Genomic DNA, 17747 nt, shown 5'->3' with positions numbered 1-17747 from the left:
CAAAGCTACTGCCAGCCTCTTATTGCACCTTCAAACGAATCACATTCCATGATGCTTTCGCCAGACTTGCGGTAATCAGCGTATCAGATATATCGGCTCCTCCGCGATTGTGCGGAACTACATTATTTGGCTGAGCAGCTGTGTTAACCGCTTTGAGGTCATCCGCTTCCAGAACGATGTGCTCAATTAGAGTGCATTTGCCAAAACTGCGTAGATCCACTTCAAGCGGCAGAGACTCTTGCAAGTGGCGGTTAACCGCGAATACAGTGACTTCCCCCTGCTCCTCATTATGCACTGCTATAGCCTCCAAATAGGGAACATCTGTAATTTGTTTTGTATCGTATTTCGGTGACTGAATCAACGGTACCAAAGCTGTACCACGACCATATACAGATGCATGCATGAACGGATAGAAGATCGTCTGTCTCCATGATGCTCCGCCCGTTTCAGTCATAATCGGAGCAATTACGTTAACGAGTTGAGCCAGACAAGCCATTTTCACCCGGTCCGCATGTTTCAGCATACTGATCAGCATACAACCTACCAGCAGTGCATCCTCGTGATTATAGATGTCCTCCAGCTGTGGTGGAGCAATCTGCCAAGGGTCCATTTTGGAGTCATTTTCATGGGAGTGATACCAGACATTCCACTCATCGAAGGACAGATACATCGTCTTTTTGCTGCGTTTCTTCGCTTTGATATAATCACAAGTTGCTTTCACTGTATCAATGAAACGATCCATCTCCAGCGAGCGTGCCAGGAAGGTTGGTGTATCATTATCCGGATTGCCGTAGTACTGATGCAGGGACAGGTACTCTACATGATCGTACGTATGATCCAGCACCGTTGCTTCCCAGTCCGGGAATGACGGCATGCCCAGATTCGAGCTTCCGCAAGCGACGAGTTCAATCGTTGGATCCGTCCATTTCATGACTTTGGCTGCCTCGACGGCTGTCCGTCCGTATTCTTCTGCGGTCTTGTGACCAATCTGCCAAGGACCGTCCATTTCGTTGCCCAGACACCATGTTTTGATTCCATGCGGCTGCTTGTATCCATGTTTAATGCGAAGATCACTGTAATACGAACCTTCCGGATGGTTGCTATATTCCACGATATTGCGAGCAGCATCCGCCCCGCGTGTTCCGAGGTTAACCGCCATCATCACTTCGGAGTTCGCTTGCTTAGCCCAATCCACGAATTCGTTAAAACCAAATTCATTCGTTTCAACTGTTCTCCATGCCAGATCCAGCCTGCGCTTGCGCTCAGATACCGGCCCAACGCTGTCCTCCCAATTGTAACCGGATACAAAGTTACCACCAGGGTAGCGTACAATCGGTACTTGCAGCTCCTTCACCATCTCCAGTACATCTGTACGGAACCCCTGTTCATTAGCCGAAGCATGCCCTGGCTCATAAATTCCACCATACACAGCACGTCCCAGATGCTCAATAAATGATCCATACAAACGCTTATCCACTTCACCAATCGTAAAATCTTTATCTACCGTCATTTTCGCTTTTTCCATGAATGATCTCATCTCCCTAAGATTAATGTAAAAATTAATTGATATTCTATGGATCAACGTTCATATTTATATTAAAATCGATAACAACACATATTTCAACCCGAAATTTAAAAAATATTATTCTTTTCACTGAATTTATGTTTAACTTAATTCTATAGATGAAAAATGGAGGAACACCTGTGATTAGAGCAAATACGGATGCCGAATGGCTTCCCTTATATGAGGCCCTTGCAAGCGAGGTTCGTCTGCAGATTATCCGGCTTGTCGCCGAAACACCGATGAATGTGAAAGATCTTGCAGCATCGCTCGGCCTGAGCAGTGCGATCGTCACCATGCATGTCCGCAAACTTCAGGATGTAGGCATTATTCAATCCAAAATGGTTCGCAAAGACGGTGGCACGCATAAAATGAACAGTTTGGCTGTCGACTGGATTGGCATCTCCATGCCCCAAGAGACGGGAGTATCCCGCAAGTTTCACGAGGTTTCCATCCCTGTCGGGCACTACACGCATTTTGACGTGTATCCTACCTGCGGCTTAGCGACATCTGATCATGTCATTGGCCAGTATGATGATCCCCGTTATTTCCTGGATCCAGACCGCATGCACGCTCATATTCTGTGGATGGGACGGGGATTTGTCGAGTATAAAATCCCAAACTATATGTTGACCGGACAGCAGATTGACGCCATTGAGTTGTCACTGGAGATCGGATCAGAAGCCCCTTCCGTGAATCCAAACTGGCCTTCAGATATTACGTTCACTCTGAACGGCATTCGTTTAGGCGAATGGACCAGTCCGGGTGACTCCGGTAATGGACGCGGCATATTCACGCCTGACTGGTGGAGTGATATCGTTAATCAGTACGGCATGCTTAAAGTGTTACGTATAACCCATGAAGGCACGTTCATCGATGGACAGCATCTGTCGAGTATCACACTCGCTGACATTCCAGTGGAACGCAATCAGTGGACGCTACGTCTCTCTGTAGAGGAAGATGCTCGGCATGTAGGCGGGATGACGCTGTATGGTGAGGGTTTCGGCAACTATAACCAAGACATTTTGTTCCGATTGTTCTATCACGATGGAATAGCAGCAGTATAAAAAGCATAAAAACACCTCTCACTCGCCCTTACTCTTGGCAAATGAGAGGTGTTTTGGTATGTTTCGAAATACTCGATTAAACTCAATTAGACTCAGTCAAACTTAGTTAGTCTGCCGAAGTTGTCCAACTTAGGCACGATCATCCGGTGCTCAACCCGGTGCTTAGTACTCGTGAGCAGTTAGCTACTCCGTTCGTTCCGGACTTGGCCGTTGACTGACAGCCCGGTAGGAAACGAATAAGCTTGTCCTACAAAGCACTGCCGCCAAAGAGGAAGCGGGATTCCCAGTGCTTGCCGGCAATATCACTAATCGTCACACCGCCGCCCGCGTTGGAGTATGTATGCAGTATTTTACCATTACCCAAATAAATACCCGTATGTGTAATCGTCGCTCGCGATTTGTTCACGCCACTGTAGGCAGACGCAGAAGTGCCTTTGTACGACATAAAGTACATCAGATCACCACGTTTCAGGTTTTTCCAATTGGTTGTGACCGTACCTTTCTTCTTCACATAATCTCCTTGTTGGCGTGAGTCTGCGGGAAGCGTAATGCCAAGTCCGTCAATAAAAGCTCGCCTTACAAAGCTGGAACAGTCAAACGTTGCCGTACTGTCGCGATCCGATGCATATTTATAGGGTGTCCCCATGTATTTCATTCCGGCCGCAATAACCTTCTCTACTGCAACACTTCCCTGACTTGTTGAGCCCTGACTAGAACCCGAGCCACTTGAACCGCTAGTCGTGCCCGTATTGCCTGCTGTTGATCCACCACTTATCACTTGTGTGTATTTGGATGAAGACGAGATATAACCTGTCCGATTAAAAGCATCTTTGATTTTATACCAATCCGAGCCGGATTGCTCTAGCACGGTTAACGTTTCTCCTTTGGAAACCATACGAATGACTTTACCAGATGACGCTGGTGAGGTTCGAAGGTTTACACCCCAGATGACTTCTACTTTCGATTGATCTGCCGCTGCTGCGGATACCTGTCCTGTGAGCGCTGCCGTTGTTAGACTTCCCATCAGCATGGCTGCTGTTACACTTGCCGTAACAATGGTATTCTTCCAGTTCATGATGTCGTGTCCCTCCGGATATTACAAAATTTTAACCAAGAAGCTATCTTCCTGGTTTGCCTTATTGTAAACGGGCATTCTCTAACGTTCATCAGCCCAAAGTCCTGCAAGGGTTTAGACAAGTGTGAGCACTAAGGATCAGGGAAAACGTTCTTCGGCTGGAAAAATAGAGCATACCCTACACGGAATGAACGGTTAATTTTTTGTAACTAATTGATACACCTTAGATTTCCACGTTTTGGTCAGGCAGACCTTTGCTACACGCGCATGCAACCTATGCACTAGATTTTAATATTTCATCTCAACCAATTGGAAAACATTACTACGTTTCATTCCGCTTCAATCTGGAATCCCTCTTTCACAAATGAAAATATATGGATTTAAATATCTACACAAGAGAAAAAACCGGGGATTCCGCCCCGGCTTTTCATTGGAAATATAATCAATAGCAGGTTTGAATAAAAGATCAGGCGTTCCGTTCCCGGCCCCAATTCCTGAAACTAACCCGTCCCCTTCATTTCAAGCTCCGCATGCTGATTCAATTATGGCTCCATTCCCCATACCTTCACGCCATCCTGATACGCTGTCACTTTCGTCCAGGCACCGAATGCCGTTTGGGTAGCATCAAAGGAGTAATCGTTCGATTGATCAAAATTCGTCCAATTGTTTTTGGAGGAACGTGTCTGAATGATTCCTGTCTCAGCCCCTGCCGCAAGGCTACCTGCTCCAGCTGTAAAGCTGATCTCCAGATACGTATCTGCGGTACCTTTTGCCGGCTCCACAGCTACAAATTTACCCTGCACATTGGCACTGCCAACCTGCGCATAGTCACACCAGAAGCTCAGATCAGCGGCACTGTCTTTCGTAAAGTAATAACGAAGCTTTACTTTGCTCAGATCGATTGCTGTCGTGCCTGTATTCTTCACATTGAACTGAGGTGTAAGAGAGTTGCCTGAGGCACCCGAGCCTCCATTACGATACTGCACTTCAAGTGCTCCGGTTGAAATTGGTGCAGCCATTGGTGTCAGCACAATCACATTTGAATTCGTCTGTCCATCAGCATTGATGGCAACCACTCTGTAGTTATAAGCCGTGCCATTCACTGCTGTTGCATCGGTATAGGTCAGTGCCGTCAAACCAGTCGCGAGATCGGCATAAGAACCCGTACCCGTCGAACGCTGCACGTTATAGGTTGCCGCTCCGGTTGAAGCCGTCCAGTTCAGCATAGCCGTTGCATCCCCGGCTGTTCCACTCAGAGTAAAGGCTCCTGGTATAGCTACTCCGGCCTGCGGTGTTGCCGTAACCTGCGCAGATGGCGCGGACTCACCAGCACTATTTACAGCGGTAATGACATAATAGTATGCTTTTCCATTCGTCAGTCCGGTGTCTGTAAACGTAGAACCACTAACGCCAGTTGCTACAGAAGTATACGGGCCACCGTTCACTTCGGCACGTTTTACGGTATAGGAAGTTGCTCTCGCTGCAGCATTCCAGTTCAGAACCACTTGTTTGTCACCTCCTGCAGCTGTTACGCCTGCAGGAGCGGCAGGTGCTTCCACGCCTGGTGTTTCGCTGTCACCAAGAAGACGGTCGAACTCTCCATAAGCGGTAGCCATATCAACCTGTGACCAGAAACGGTGGTACGTAAAGGTCGGTGCACCATTTTCCCACTGCTTCGTCGTTGGATTGTAAGATGTTTTGTACTTGTTATCCAGATAAGCCCAAGCCGGATCTTGTTTGATTGCAGGACGCAGATCGGAGTATCCGATGTACACGCCATTCCCGCCTTTTGCCGGATCGGAAGGTATACCTGCGGTGCCTGGAATCGTATTACCTTGACCGAACGTACCCGTCCAGTTCGCCGGGAGATAGATCTCTTTCGCGAAGTAACGGAAGTAATCTTTACGCTCTTCCTCTGTAACGATACCTACACCATCATTGTAATCCCAAGCTGTATCGAGCAACGTCTGAGCCAAGTCTTTGGCTTCCTGACCTTTCACACTGAGCGTACCGTTCTCTGCCTCAGTTCCAGCTGCGAAGAACGTCAATGCTTTGATATAACTTCCCAGTACCCCTGTATCCTGTACTGGATCTTTAGTAATCGCATGGAAGTTTGGATTATTCGTATAGGTGCTGAATCCATTCCATTTATCCGGCTGTCCTTGCCATTCCTGACCACCTGGAATCCAGAACTCGCCTGGAGCCGGAGTGGTTGCTACCTGAACATTTTTTCCACCGAGAATACGCTGTCCTGCAGCATTCAAATAGTAGCCTTGAGCATCCGTTACAGGGCGCTCACCAGCAAACACATAATCTTTGGTCCAGTCCACCCATTTTGTAATGACCTGTTTAGCCATTTTGAAGTTCTCAGAGGTCAAGTCACCGCTCTCTGCCAAAATGTAATACATCTCCGCCACACGCTCCAGCGGCCATGCCTGGAATCCGAACCATGTGTTGGAATCCGGGTCACGATATACTGGTGCTTCCTGATAAGCCATGTCATAGAACGTGCTCACACCTGCCGGATAAGCCGCATATGAACCACCGATGCTGTTCGTTGCCCCGCCGCCGATTGCTCCTTCATGGGATTGCAGCCAAGTATAGAATTCGAGCTGACGTTTTAACGTCGCATTCCAGTCCGCTTTGGCTGTAGGGGATTCTGGAATCAAGCCGCCTGCCGGATCAGACAGGGCATACGCTGCAACCGGGTTTTGATAGGCCTGGTGCGTGTGACTTGCCCCAATGCGCCATGCCCAGTCTCCGCCTTGACCCAATCCACCGCCCCATGACGTATACCACGCCATAAGATACATGTTGGAGTCTTTACCTGTACCCGGCGTTGGTGTACCGTTCTTTGCACTTCCAACCTTCTGGAAATACTTATCATACATACCATACCGCAGATAGTCACCCATCTTCTTCGCTTTATCGAGATACTCCGTGTTGTTGTAGCCCATTTCTTTCGCCCAATACAATACCTGTACCGCACGCGCATCCGCGTCCGTTGCATTTGTATACCGCCACTGTGCCGATGGAGCCTGATTTTCCTTCGTAAAGAGACTCATGAAACCTTCGCCTGCTTTACCGAATGATTTATCATCCTGGGATGGATGAGGAACAGCCTCCCACACGGACTCCTGCTCCCCACGCTGGAACGTATTCACATACGTTGTCGTATGGGAGGGATTCAGCAGATTTCCGTATCCATACCAGTCATCCACGTCGATCAGCCAGTGCATCAGATACGTCTGATTATTCCCGTAGGTTGCCTTAAGCTCAGCATCCAATGGGTCTTTTCCTGCCGCATATTGGCCATTGAGGTTAGACGGATACTGGTCAGGAAATGGCTTTTCCCCCGCATACGTCGCAGGACTGTTCGGATTATAGAAGCTCATTGTCGGCTGCTCTTCCTTGCCGTCCCCTTCATTCACCGGAATAATGTACTTCTCCATGTTATCCCAGGCCGCTTCCAGTTTGCTCCAATCTCCCGTGTAGTGACCGTACATCGTCTCCAGCCATAACCAGTAACTGTACGCCTCCGATGTAGACATATGGCCATAATCCGGAGCTTCACTCAGCAACGTTTCAATGGAATGATAGGGAATGCCTTCTGGAGAAAAATATCCGTTCGCAGGATCTTTCAATTGACCATATAATTGTAGAAAGCGTGCTTCATTCACTCCATCGGCCTGAATCTCAATCGCCTGATCGGCAGCATGTGCCGTTTGAGGGCCAGCCCAGAGTCCCGTGTATCCCGTCAGCATGACGGTTCCTGCCAGCATGGCAGTTAAACTCTTTTTTGCAGCTGTTTTCAACATGAATATATACCTCCCTGGAATAGTGGAAATTTAATATCAATGCTGCTGGTCTGACCATGCTGTTCTTTAGCCGCTAAGACTGATGGCTTAACTTATTTACCTAGCTACCACCCTTGCCTTTTGTCAGTCAAAACTCATTCATTTACGGTTCCAGACCCCATACCTGGGTACTGCCTTGATACGCGGTCACTTTGTTCCATGCAGCAAAAGCAGTCTTGGAACCGTCATAGGAGTAGTCATTGCTCTGATCGAAATTACTCCAGTTGTTTTTTGAAAAACGCCCCTGAATCACGCCCGTTTCTGCTCCGGCTGCCAAACTTCCCGCTCCGGAGGTAAAACTGATCTCCAAATACGTGTCCGCCGTTCCTTTGGCCGGGTTCACGTTCACAAACTTTCCTTGCACATTCGCTGTACCCACCACGGCGTAATCACACCAGAAAGTCAGATCCTCTGTGCCATCTTTGGTAAAGTAGTACCGGATTTTCACCGTGCTCAGATCGATAGGCTGTGTGCCTGTGTTCTTCACATTAAACTGAGGAGTTACCGCATTACTGGAATTCCCGGTTCCTCCGCTTCGATATTGCACTTCAAGCGTACCTGTCGAAACAGGTGGACCTGAAGGTGTCAACACAACCACGTTAGATAACGTTTGCCCACTTGCGTTCACAGCAACCACCTGGTAACTGTAAGAAGTATCATTAAGAGCTGTCGTGTCGGTGTAAGTTAATACCGTCAAACCAGTGGCTACATCCGCAAACGTGCCACTTGGAGCAGCGCGTTGCACCTTATAGCTCATAGCCCCTGATGCTGCTGTCCATGACAGGACATTTTGATTATTGCCAGCGGTTCCACTTAAGGTAAGCGCCCCTGGCACAGTTGAAACTGCCTGCGGTGTCCCTAATACTTGAACAGAAGCTGGTGATTCCCCGGCTGCATTGACAGCGGTCACCACGTAATAATACGTTTGGCCATTCGTCAATCCCGTATTGGTATAAGTCAAACCGCTGACACCCGTTGCAACGGTTGTGTACGGCCCTCCACTAACCTCGGCACGTTTTACTGTATACGATACAGCTCCGGCAGAGGCAGCCCAGCTCAGCGTCATCTGATTATCGCCCGGTGCAGCTTGCACACCCGAAGGTGCAGCTGGGATGGTCACCGGTGTAACACCCGGCTCCTGTCCATATACCTTCACTCCACCGTCATAGACGGGAATGTGTACACTTTTTACCGGAGTACCTGTCGTCAGATTCTGGTAGGAAGGATCATTCGCCGGATTCCATGCCCCTTGCGGTCCGGTAATCCTGAACTGAACTTCCTTGCGATAATTCCCCTCCCCGCCAGGATAGATTTTGGTATTGCTGAAGTTTGCCGTAATCGCATAGATCCGTTTGGCGGCATCGACCACGACAGGCTGGGATACAGTTGCACCTTCAGTAGAGGATACTGTGACTTGAACATCGGATACGGTGCGTCCCGCAGCATACACTTCACTCAAATCCAGGAAATATTTGAAGGAAAGCTGATCTCCCATCCGTGCAGGCCAACCTGAACGGTTATTAAGCAATGCACGGATTTCCGTATAATTGGAACCTGATGACCGAACAGCAGCTTCTACAAAATACTCGTCACCCTTGACTTCAGGAGCAGGGAAATTGGCAAGTGGCTGATGATTCTGTCCATACAGCAGATTCATCTTGGCGAGTGCACCCGTAAAGCCCGCATTGTAATCCGTTGCCACCTCGTTGCTCACATAATCTGAGATATCATCCGTATATTGATCTGATGCATTTGGTCCTCCCACCATAGCGCCGTATAAAATATGACGGTGATTCGCTGGAATATCTTCGTTGTTCATCCATGAGCTATGGGCCGTACGATGATGCGGATGCTGTGGCGGATTTTTTCCATATCCCACAACATAGCTGCTCTGACGAGGATTATCTCCTAAAATGTAATTCATCTGTGAAGTCGCAAAATTTTGATATCTGGATTTTTTCACAGGGTCACTAACCCAATCGGAGTACACGAATGCAATGAATGCTGCGTTCGCCGTATATCGGAGTGAACCCCACTGATCCAGCCAGGCCAATCCGCCCGGGGTGTAAGTCACACGCCCTCCATTCGTACCCACAGTCCAGTAATCGAGATTTCGCTCGGTTGATTGGATGAACTTTGTTGCCTCAGGCATATTCAAACTGGAGGTAATCCGGGCAAGCAGAATCTGGGCACCGTAATGTTTACTATCCCAGCCCTGTGTCCAGGTATAAGGCCAGTTCGCGGAACCGCCGCTTGTAGACCACCGATCTGCAGCTGCAAGCGCCTTGGACAAGTAAGCGTTATCATTTGTGGCTAAATATAGCCATGCTCCGCCCCATGCAAGCTCATCTTCATACCCTGTCCACGAGTTATAAAACGCCGCAGCATCAGTAATACAATCGGTGTATTTCCCCCGATATGTATCTGCAAAGTTGTACAGTTCTTTCGCATGCTGGAGCATCTTCGCGGAATATGCCGGGTCATCATCTGCAAATACGATGGAAGAAGCAGCCAGTGCAGCAGCCGTTTCAGCCGCAAGATCACTTCCCGGACAGGAAGCATCGATCTTGAACGAAGGACGGTTCATCTGCATCACCTCTGCCGGTCCCCACCAGGCATGATCGATGTTCCCCCCTCCGACTTGTCCCCATAATTCGTTTGGCTTCGTATGCGCTTTCATAAAATAGTCGGTTGCCCACCGAATATTGTCCTTGATTTCCTCCAGCTGTCCAGCTTGCTCATAGCCTTCGCTGTATTCCACCACTGACCAGGCCAGCATCGTTGCAGAAGCGGCCATTGGAAAACCAAATTTCACATGATCTCCAGCATCATACCATCCACCGGTCAGATCAACGCCGACATCAGCCCCATCTTGCATTCCCGAGTCACCGCGCCATTCAACTCGATTATTGGCAGGTAACGGGCCAGATCGCTGCGCCTCGTAGAAATAAATAGCCTTTTGAAGTGCTTCAGCATAATTATGATCTCCGGCGGCCGCATCCGCCTGACGTAATCCTGTATTCATAGAAAAGCTCCCTGCGAGAAGTCCTGCCGATAGCGTCACCATAGCAACGCGTCTCCACCAGCGCCCTTTCATAAATCCTGTTCATCTCCTTTTCTCGAAAGTTCCAGATGAATGCTTCCACAATTTCTGAGTGACCTCGCTCCTCTCTATGGTGGTAACTCGATGTAATTTCCACCATTAATTACCATTATAGTCGTTTGTTTGACTTGAAATATCAACATTGGTGACTTCTGGAATAACATTGTTGTGACCTGATCGGCGTGATATGACAAAAAAGCTGTTTCTGCCCCGGATATTCACGGGGAGAAACAGCTCCTTCGTTCTCTATTTTTGAAATCTATACTTTAAATTTGTTTACTTGTCCCTGCAATTCTTCTGCCATCTTGGATAACAAACCGGCAGAGGAAGCAATCTCTTCCATGGAAGCCAATTGCTCTTCGGTTGCAGCAGATACGTTGTGTACAGAACCCGCAGCTTCCGAAGCAATATTGGAGATTTGACCTACGTAACTTACAACCTCATTTGTGCTAGCTGACATCTCCTCAGAACCGGCGGATACTTCTTGAATTTCACCAGCGACCTTGTTGGCAGCATCCGAAATCTGTTCAAATGCCTGTCCAGCTGCAGCAACCAGCTCAATGCCGGCTTCCGTTTCATTGCTGTTTACTTTTACAGCCTCTACAGCATGATTCGTATCCTGCTGAATCAGTTGTACAATCTCTGTGATCTGTTGTGCTGAAGCTGAAGATTCTTCTGCCAGTTTGCGCACCTCTCCCGCAACCACAGCAAAACCTCTGCCATGCTCCCCTGCACGTGCAGCTTCAATTGCAGCATTCAGGGCAAGCAAATTGGTTTGCCGGGCAATGTTGTTGATTACTTCAGTAATCGTGCCAATCTCGGCAGAACGTTCTCCGAGTCCTGTAACCAGTTCTCTTAAGGATGCAATGGAGTTACGAACCGAACCCATCTGATCCACCGCTTGCTGAATAATCTTGTTGCCTTCTGACGACTGATTCGCTGCATCCACAGCAGATACAGATACACTTTGAGCCAGTTCAGCAATCTGTTCGGAGCCTAATGCCATCTCATTCATTGCCTGCGAAGAACGCTTCACGATATCAACCTGATTGGATGTTCCTACAGACAATTCTTCCACCGTTTCGGTGATTTGCTCCGAAGCTTTCGCGTTTTGCTCTGCACTTGCGAGAAGCTCTTCCGATGAAGCCGCAACTTGCTCCGATGTTTCCGATACGGATTGAATCATCGAACGCAGATTTTGACTCATTGTATTGAAGGAGGCTGCCAGAACACCCAGCTCGTCTCTGTTCTTCAATGTAATTGCCTCGCCTGTCAGATCACCGTCAGCAATCGCAGCTGCAGCTTCACTCATCTTTTTAACCGGACGAGAGATCATACTCGCGATGAAGAGTGCAATGAATAAAGATAGAATGGTTGCAACGATCGCTACAGCTAAAATGATTGTAAATGCATTCTCGGCAAGCTTGACAGATCCGGCAGCAATTTCTTTCGCACTGCTGTTCCCAAGATTGATTAACTGAGTAATCCGATCATTGGCTGTATACCACATTGGATAGGCTGCTGTATGTAGCGTGCTAGCCGTAGTATAGTCATTTTTGAGACCATAGTCGATAAACTCCGGCATTTTCTGCAAATAAGTATCGTAATTCGTAGAAAATTGTTCGTACAGCTGCTCTGCTTGAGGATCACCCTTAATGAAGTTAAACAATTGTTTGCGCTCATCCTCAATCTTGGCAAGCAACACTTTCAACGCTTCGTTCATTTTCTCCGTCTCACTCGGATTCTGTTCTACAATGATGCCTAGTGCCAGTCTTTCGACATCCGACACATCACCATTCATGATTCCGAGCAAACTTATGCTTGGCATAGCACTCTGGTCGATCTGTCTGGATTTGTCGGCCATTGCAAACACTTGTGTCAACGTGTACACGCTAACAAAGATCAGTAAAGCCAAAACAATCGAAAAGCCAGCCAATAACTTGCCACGAATCGTAAATTTCATTTTTCCCAATGCGTTCCCCCGCACTTTCCCCATCTTCCCACTCCTCCAACTTTAGCCCAATAAACTAATACATCTGTATAATATATCGACACACATGTTCTTGGAGTGAATATACCCAACCTGAATTTTATTAAATTTCACTTAACAACGAAATGAGAATATAAAAATAAAAATATTCTTTATTGAGAGTATTCCAGAGATGTTTACTGTTTAGAAAGGTATGAAAATCCCGAAATCTCCACAATGTGTGCCAATCCCTCATCGAACAAACAATTCGTAAAATAATGGCGTATTTTTAAGCATTTTCGGAGTTGAGGAGGACATTTTGCTTTCTTTTTGTTAAACTAGTTTGGGTATCTATCAGTTTATACATAGAAAGGTGAAGATTATGCTTAAAAAATGGTTATGGGGGACAGCCCTGACCTTGGCACTTGCTGTAACAGGAGTCATTGTCTACTACGGATATTCGATTGTTCATTTTGCCAATAGCATCTCGACTGCTTCCAGTGCCTCGTCCACTTCGAGCAGTGATTCAAACAACACACCAAACTCCGACACCCCCTCAGTGGTCATTCCGAAGTGGGACGGTCAGGAAAGAGTCAATATTTTGCTGCTTGGAGGTGACTCCAGAGGGGATGACGCTGGGCGTTCAGACTCGGTGATGGTTGCATCTATTGATCCCGTTTCCAAAAAAGCTCATCTGTTCTCCGTGCTTCGTGACACTTACGTTGAGATACCAGGCCATGGAAAAAGTCGCCTTAACGCTGCCTACTCCTTCGGGGGAGCCGAACTAACCAAAGAAACGGTCAGTAACCTGCTGGGTATTCCCATTCAGCACTATGTCTACACGGACTTTACAGGCTTTATGGCTCTCGTTGACGCACTGGACGGTATTGATATTGATGTAGAGAAAGACATGTACTACACAAGTAAAGCTGATAAACATATGTATGATATTGATTTGAAAAAAGGGCTGCAGCATATGGATGGCAAGACCGCCCTCCAGTATGTTCGTTTCCGGCATGATGCGACCTCCGACTTCACACGTACACAGCGTCAGCGTATTTTTATGACCGAACTTGCGAAGAAGATGCAGAGCACCACTTCGCTCTTTAAAATTCCTGATATGCTGGAAGCCATTGCCCCTTATATCAAAACAGATCTGAGTCCAACCCAGATGTTGAAGCTCGCTTCCCTAGGTTTTGATATTCGTGTAAACGAAATCGATCAACAGCAGATTCCGCCGAATAAATTGCTGACGAACGAACGGGCCGGAGCTGCCCAGGTATTAGGTGTAAATGTGCCCAAGCTTCAAGCTTATATTCAGAAGCTATTCAAAGAAGATAACCCACCTTCCGATAGCTCACAATCTGGTGAATCCAACGAGTAACTATCGTATATTAACTAGCAAAAAGGATGGCCTAGGCCATCCTTTTTTAGTTCCTTTTTTCGCCTATTTAATGCGGCGTTAATGTTTGGAGTTTAGTCTTATATGATGACCCTGGCTACCTAAGGGAGGAATGCAAATGAAAAAACCGAAAATAGCCGAATGGACCGAGCTTCGCGGGTTAGCTTTTCTGGCCATCGTTATGCAGCATAACATTGCTGAATACATCTATCGGCCGGACATTGAGCAGCCCGACTCTATCATGCTGACGATGATTTATCATCTGACCAGGTTTGGTACACCTACCTTTGTATTTTTATCGGGTGTGATGTTATTCTACCATCATCGCCATTCAAAACCGGATTATCCCCGCTTTATCGGAAAGCGGTTTGGTGATATCTATATGCCTTTCTTCATATGGACGCTCATCTACTGGTTAGCTGTGCGTGTATTTACTCCTGCTTTCTGGACTTCCGGTATGCCGGATCTAAGGAGCTTTATGGATGAACTGTTCATGCCCCAGACGGGGTATCACCTCTGGTTTGTGCTGATGGTCTTCCAGTTCTATATTCTCTTTCCGTTGTTTCTCGCGGCAGCTCACGCCGTTCGTAAGCGGCTGGAGCAACTCAAGCGTTTGACTCAGAAACAAGTTATGTTAGCGGTCATAGTCGTTGCAGCCGTACTCTATATCGGGCTCATGAAATGGTCATATTACGATATGTATAGCTGGACACAAGTGTTGTCAGAGCCATGGTCAAGCCTGCTGGAATACCGTTCATACTCGTGGGTTATGTATTGGTTTTACTTTTTACTTGGGGCGGTATGCGCCTGGACGGTGGAGAACTGGAGGAACTGGACGGTGAAAGCCCTACCTTGCACCATTGCCGTTTTTATCATGATGTATATCTGGATGGGATACGATGTGCTGCGCGGGTCGGAAGATACAATGAACCTAAATATTTCAACTTACCTAAAACCCAGCACGTTCATCAGTATTATGGCTCAGATGCTGATGTTCTACGGCTTCCTTGTTCTGCTGAATGGTAAAAACCTATGGTTTCAGCGTCTGCTCGCCTGGATTGGGCGCTATTCCTTCGGTGGTTATCTGGTTCACGCCTTGGTCATTTATGCCATCGCATATGTTACCAGACCGTTACATCTTAGCGGATGGCATCTGCCTGTAACGATCATCTCGTTTGCTGTCACCGTAATGACTGCTCTTGGCATTAGCTGGGCATTATCCAAGCTGCCAGGCTCTCGCTTCACGGTTGGGTTGATACGCAGAAAGACACAGGTGTCTAATTCGTTTAGAGCGGCACCCAAGAGCCGAGTTTTTTAAAAACGAATCGATAGAGATGACCCAGCATTTAGCTGTTATTATCAAGTGATACTGACGTCTAATCCCCTTAGAACTCTAAGATCTCTAGTGCACACAGTAACACACAAAGAGCGTTCTCCCTGCGGAGGACGCTCTTGATATTCTTCCTCTTCTGGCTTCGTAAGCTGGTCCATTTGTTCAGTGAAGCGATTATCTCACTTCGTTTGAAGTAGTTCGCCCAGGAACATGCCCCGGATGAGCAGGAACAGTATGGCTCTGCCGCTTTTGATGAACAAATTTTTGCAAATCACCTGTTAACTGATCCTTTAACTGATTCACCAGCTGCGTCTCACTGATCCCCTTAGCTTGCGCAATTTCAGCCAAAGACTTGCCTGCATGCAATTGTTCTTGCAATTGTTCAGGTGTAATTCCGATATATTTCGCTATTGCCCCTTTATCGACCATTGAATGTTTCCCATGGTGTGTGAATTCACGTCGCAATTCGGTAAGCGGTGTGTTCACAACCTTTTTCAACTTCACATCGATATTGGCTTTAGTTGCTGCGGCCTGTTCCTTGGTGAGACAGCCTTCTTTCACTGCATGATCTAAACGCTCTGACAGCGTCGGTTTTAGTTTTTGCAGTAACTGCTCCTCATTGAGTCCTTTGCGTTCCTTTGCAATCTGAGCCAAGGTTTTGCCGCGTTCCATCTCCTGCTTCAAATCACGGAGTCCAATCCCGAGCAGATCAGCGGTTTCACCGATCATAAACAGCCCGTGCCCCGCCTGTATACAAGGCTTTTTATTGCCTCCAGCCGATTCGGACGGATTCCCCTCTTGCGGCTCCACTGGAGCAGCTAAAGCAGTGTGGCCCGGTGCAACGGCGATAATAATAGCAGCTGCCCCGACTGCCAGCCATGATTTCCATTTGATCCTCATTGTTTATCCGCCTTTCCTATGTCAATATCCTCTGCCTTCCTAGTTTGAACCCAAATTACAACTTTTTATGCTATAAAATCCAAAATGTCATCAAATTTCTCTCAAATGATCACAAAAAAACCTATTTTTTTCAAAATATTTGAGTTATACTGTATGTAACTTCTTGATCTTACTGCATATTCCATAATCTAATGCAGGAGGGACGTTTTCATATCATGCAGCGAGAATGGCTAGATCCGTATATGCTTGACGTGAAGGCGGTGTTTGAGTCCGTTGAGGAGAGGCTTCGGCAATACCCTGACTCCCTGGCGGAGCACGCACTTGAACAACTCCGTTTGCTCAATCCCGTCCGGAGAGGCTCGGAACATAGTTCCATCGGTTACATTACTCCTTTATGGATGCAGTACACAGATGGACTCCCGCCAGATCAGGCTCATCAGCTTAGTACAGCTTGTTTGTTACACATGATGTATTTTCTCAATCTGGATGATGTCATGGATGAGCCAACTGAGGATGCGGTGCTGAAGTTATCTTTGGGAAATCTCTGTTACATGGATGCTCTTCAAGTCTATAGTGCATTATTTGGACCCTCATCTCCCTTTTGGAACCATTTCAGACAGGTTCTTCAGGACTGGGCAGTAAGCGTCAATGGCGAATTACATGTGGATTACTTTCAGCAAAATCCACTTCTTATCGCCCAAAAAGCTTCACCGTCACAATTAGGGGCCATCGGTTCCCTGCTTTTACTGGGGCAAACAGATCGAATAACTTCGATCTGTGCTGAATTGAATATCGTACTTATGACTCTTCAGATGACGGATGACTTTACAGACACGAAACAAGATGCTGAACACGGAAACTACAACAGCTACCTCTCTCACATATCCGCAGCACTCCAGCAAAAATATCCGACTCTCCCTCTTAATGAATCTATACATCACAATGTATTTAACTCACAATTCATGAACAGCTATGCAGGAATATCACATCACTTTAACGACATACTCACATCTTCTAACGACGCGTTACCACAATTTTTTTCCCTGAATTCTTATCTGTGCAAATCATTGGTACAAGCTATTCAGGAAATAGAACTGCGTAAAAAAGGACTTTATCAAGGTGGGTTTCACTACTGGATCAGCGAATCACAGTCCGAAATTGCTAATAAAGGGACAAGCTGATTCAGTTTAATCTAAATATGAAGGGAATGTTGACGATGATGGTGTCAGAAAAAACGTTGCATGAGGATATTATTGAGAAAGCTTGGACAGATGAGCACTTCAGACAACAACTACATTCCAATCCTAAGCAAGCATTGCGCGAGGCGTTTGGTATTACGATTCCTGATCATATCAAGATCCGTACAGTCGAGGAGCAGCAAGATGATTATGTTCTTGTCATTCCACCTAACCCTTCCAAAGTCAATTATGACGTCAATTGCGGACCGTGGAGATAGTTTTAGTCTTGCCAAACTAAAAAA

General features: G+C 47.0%; 11 protein-coding genes. 5 read left to right on the top strand and 6 right to left on the bottom strand.

The window, feature by feature from the left end:
* Positions 1-19: 19 nt before the first annotated feature.
* Positions 20-1525: an arabinosylfuranosidase ArfA gene (gene arfA, locus AC1VYS_RS06110; RefSeq protein ID WP_482913462.1), complete on the bottom strand. Its 1506-nt coding sequence runs from the start codon at positions 1523-1525 to the stop codon at positions 20-22.
* A gap of 182 nt (positions 1526-1707) precedes the next feature.
* Here arfA and AC1VYS_RS06105 point away from each other — a divergent pair, with 182 nt between their 5' ends.
* Positions 1708-2628 (top strand): ArsR/SmtB family transcription factor, encoded by a 921-nt coding sequence (locus AC1VYS_RS06105; RefSeq protein WP_482914924.1) that lies wholly within the window; start codon positions 1708-1710, stop codon positions 2626-2628.
* A 247-nt stretch (positions 2629-2875) separates the two neighbouring features.
* Here the strand turns inward: AC1VYS_RS06105 and AC1VYS_RS06100 are convergent, their stop codons facing one another.
* The 4 genes from AC1VYS_RS06100 to AC1VYS_RS06085 all read right to left on the bottom strand — a co-directional run bounded on the left by AC1VYS_RS06100 (position 2876) and on the right by AC1VYS_RS06085 (position 12626).
* On the bottom strand, positions 2876-3703 hold the full coding sequence (locus tag AC1VYS_RS06100; protein WP_482913461.1) for a C40 family peptidase: 828 nt from the start codon (positions 3701-3703) through the stop codon (positions 2876-2878).
* 542 nt (positions 3704-4245) lie between these two features.
* Positions 4246-7521 carry a glycoside hydrolase family 48 protein gene (locus AC1VYS_RS06095; RefSeq protein ID WP_482913460.1) on the bottom strand — a complete coding sequence of 1092 codons (3276 nt, stop codon included), beginning with the start codon at positions 7519-7521 and terminating at the stop codon, positions 4246-4248.
* Positions 7522-7663: 142 nt separating this feature from the next.
* Positions 7664-10585 carry a glycoside hydrolase family 9 protein gene (locus AC1VYS_RS06090; protein ID WP_482913459.1) on the bottom strand — a complete coding sequence of 974 codons (2922 nt, stop codon included), beginning with the start codon at positions 10583-10585 and terminating at the stop codon, positions 7664-7666.
* Positions 10586-10922: 337 nt separating this feature from the next.
* Positions 10923-12626: a methyl-accepting chemotaxis protein gene (locus AC1VYS_RS06085; protein WP_482914923.1), complete on the bottom strand. Its 1704-nt coding sequence runs from the start codon at positions 12624-12626 to the stop codon at positions 10923-10925.
* Positions 12627-13014: 388 nt separating this feature from the next.
* On the opposite strand from AC1VYS_RS06085, the gene AC1VYS_RS06080 reads away from it, so the two are divergent.
* Both AC1VYS_RS06080 and AC1VYS_RS06075 read left to right on the top strand, forming a co-directional pair.
* Positions 13015-14016, top strand: coding sequence for an LCP family protein (locus tag AC1VYS_RS06080; RefSeq protein WP_482913458.1), 1002 nt, complete (start codon positions 13015-13017; stop codon positions 14014-14016).
* A gap of 136 nt (positions 14017-14152) precedes the next feature.
* The gene (locus tag AC1VYS_RS06075) at positions 14153-15352 is read left to right on the top strand and encodes an acyltransferase (protein ID WP_482913457.1); all 1200 of its coding nucleotides are present in this window, start codon (positions 14153-14155) and stop codon (positions 15350-15352) included.
* A 189-nt stretch (positions 15353-15541) separates the two neighbouring features.
* Here AC1VYS_RS06075 and AC1VYS_RS06070 read toward each other — a convergent pair whose 3' ends face one another.
* Positions 15542-16267, bottom strand: a complete 726-nt coding sequence (locus tag AC1VYS_RS06070) for a hypothetical protein (protein WP_482913456.1) — start codon at positions 16265-16267, stop codon at positions 15542-15544.
* Between the two features lie 215 nt (positions 16268-16482).
* On the opposite strand from AC1VYS_RS06070, the gene AC1VYS_RS06065 reads away from it, so the two are divergent.
* Together AC1VYS_RS06065 and AC1VYS_RS06060 are read left to right on the top strand one after the other, a co-directional pair.
* A complete protein-coding gene (locus AC1VYS_RS06065) occupies positions 16483-17448 on the top strand; it encodes a hypothetical protein (RefSeq protein WP_482913455.1) in 966 nt (321 codons plus the stop codon).
* Between the two features lie 17 nt (positions 17449-17465).
* Entirely contained in the window at positions 17466-17723 is a 258-nt protein-coding gene (locus AC1VYS_RS06060) for an NHLP leader peptide family RiPP precursor (RefSeq protein ID WP_482934487.1), read from the top strand.
* Positions 17724-17747 lie beyond the last annotated feature (24 nt).

The organism is Paenibacillus sp. G34 (assembly GCF_056856875.1).
Note: the sequence above shows the minus strand (reverse complement) of the source record. Positions and strands in the feature narration are given on the sequence as shown.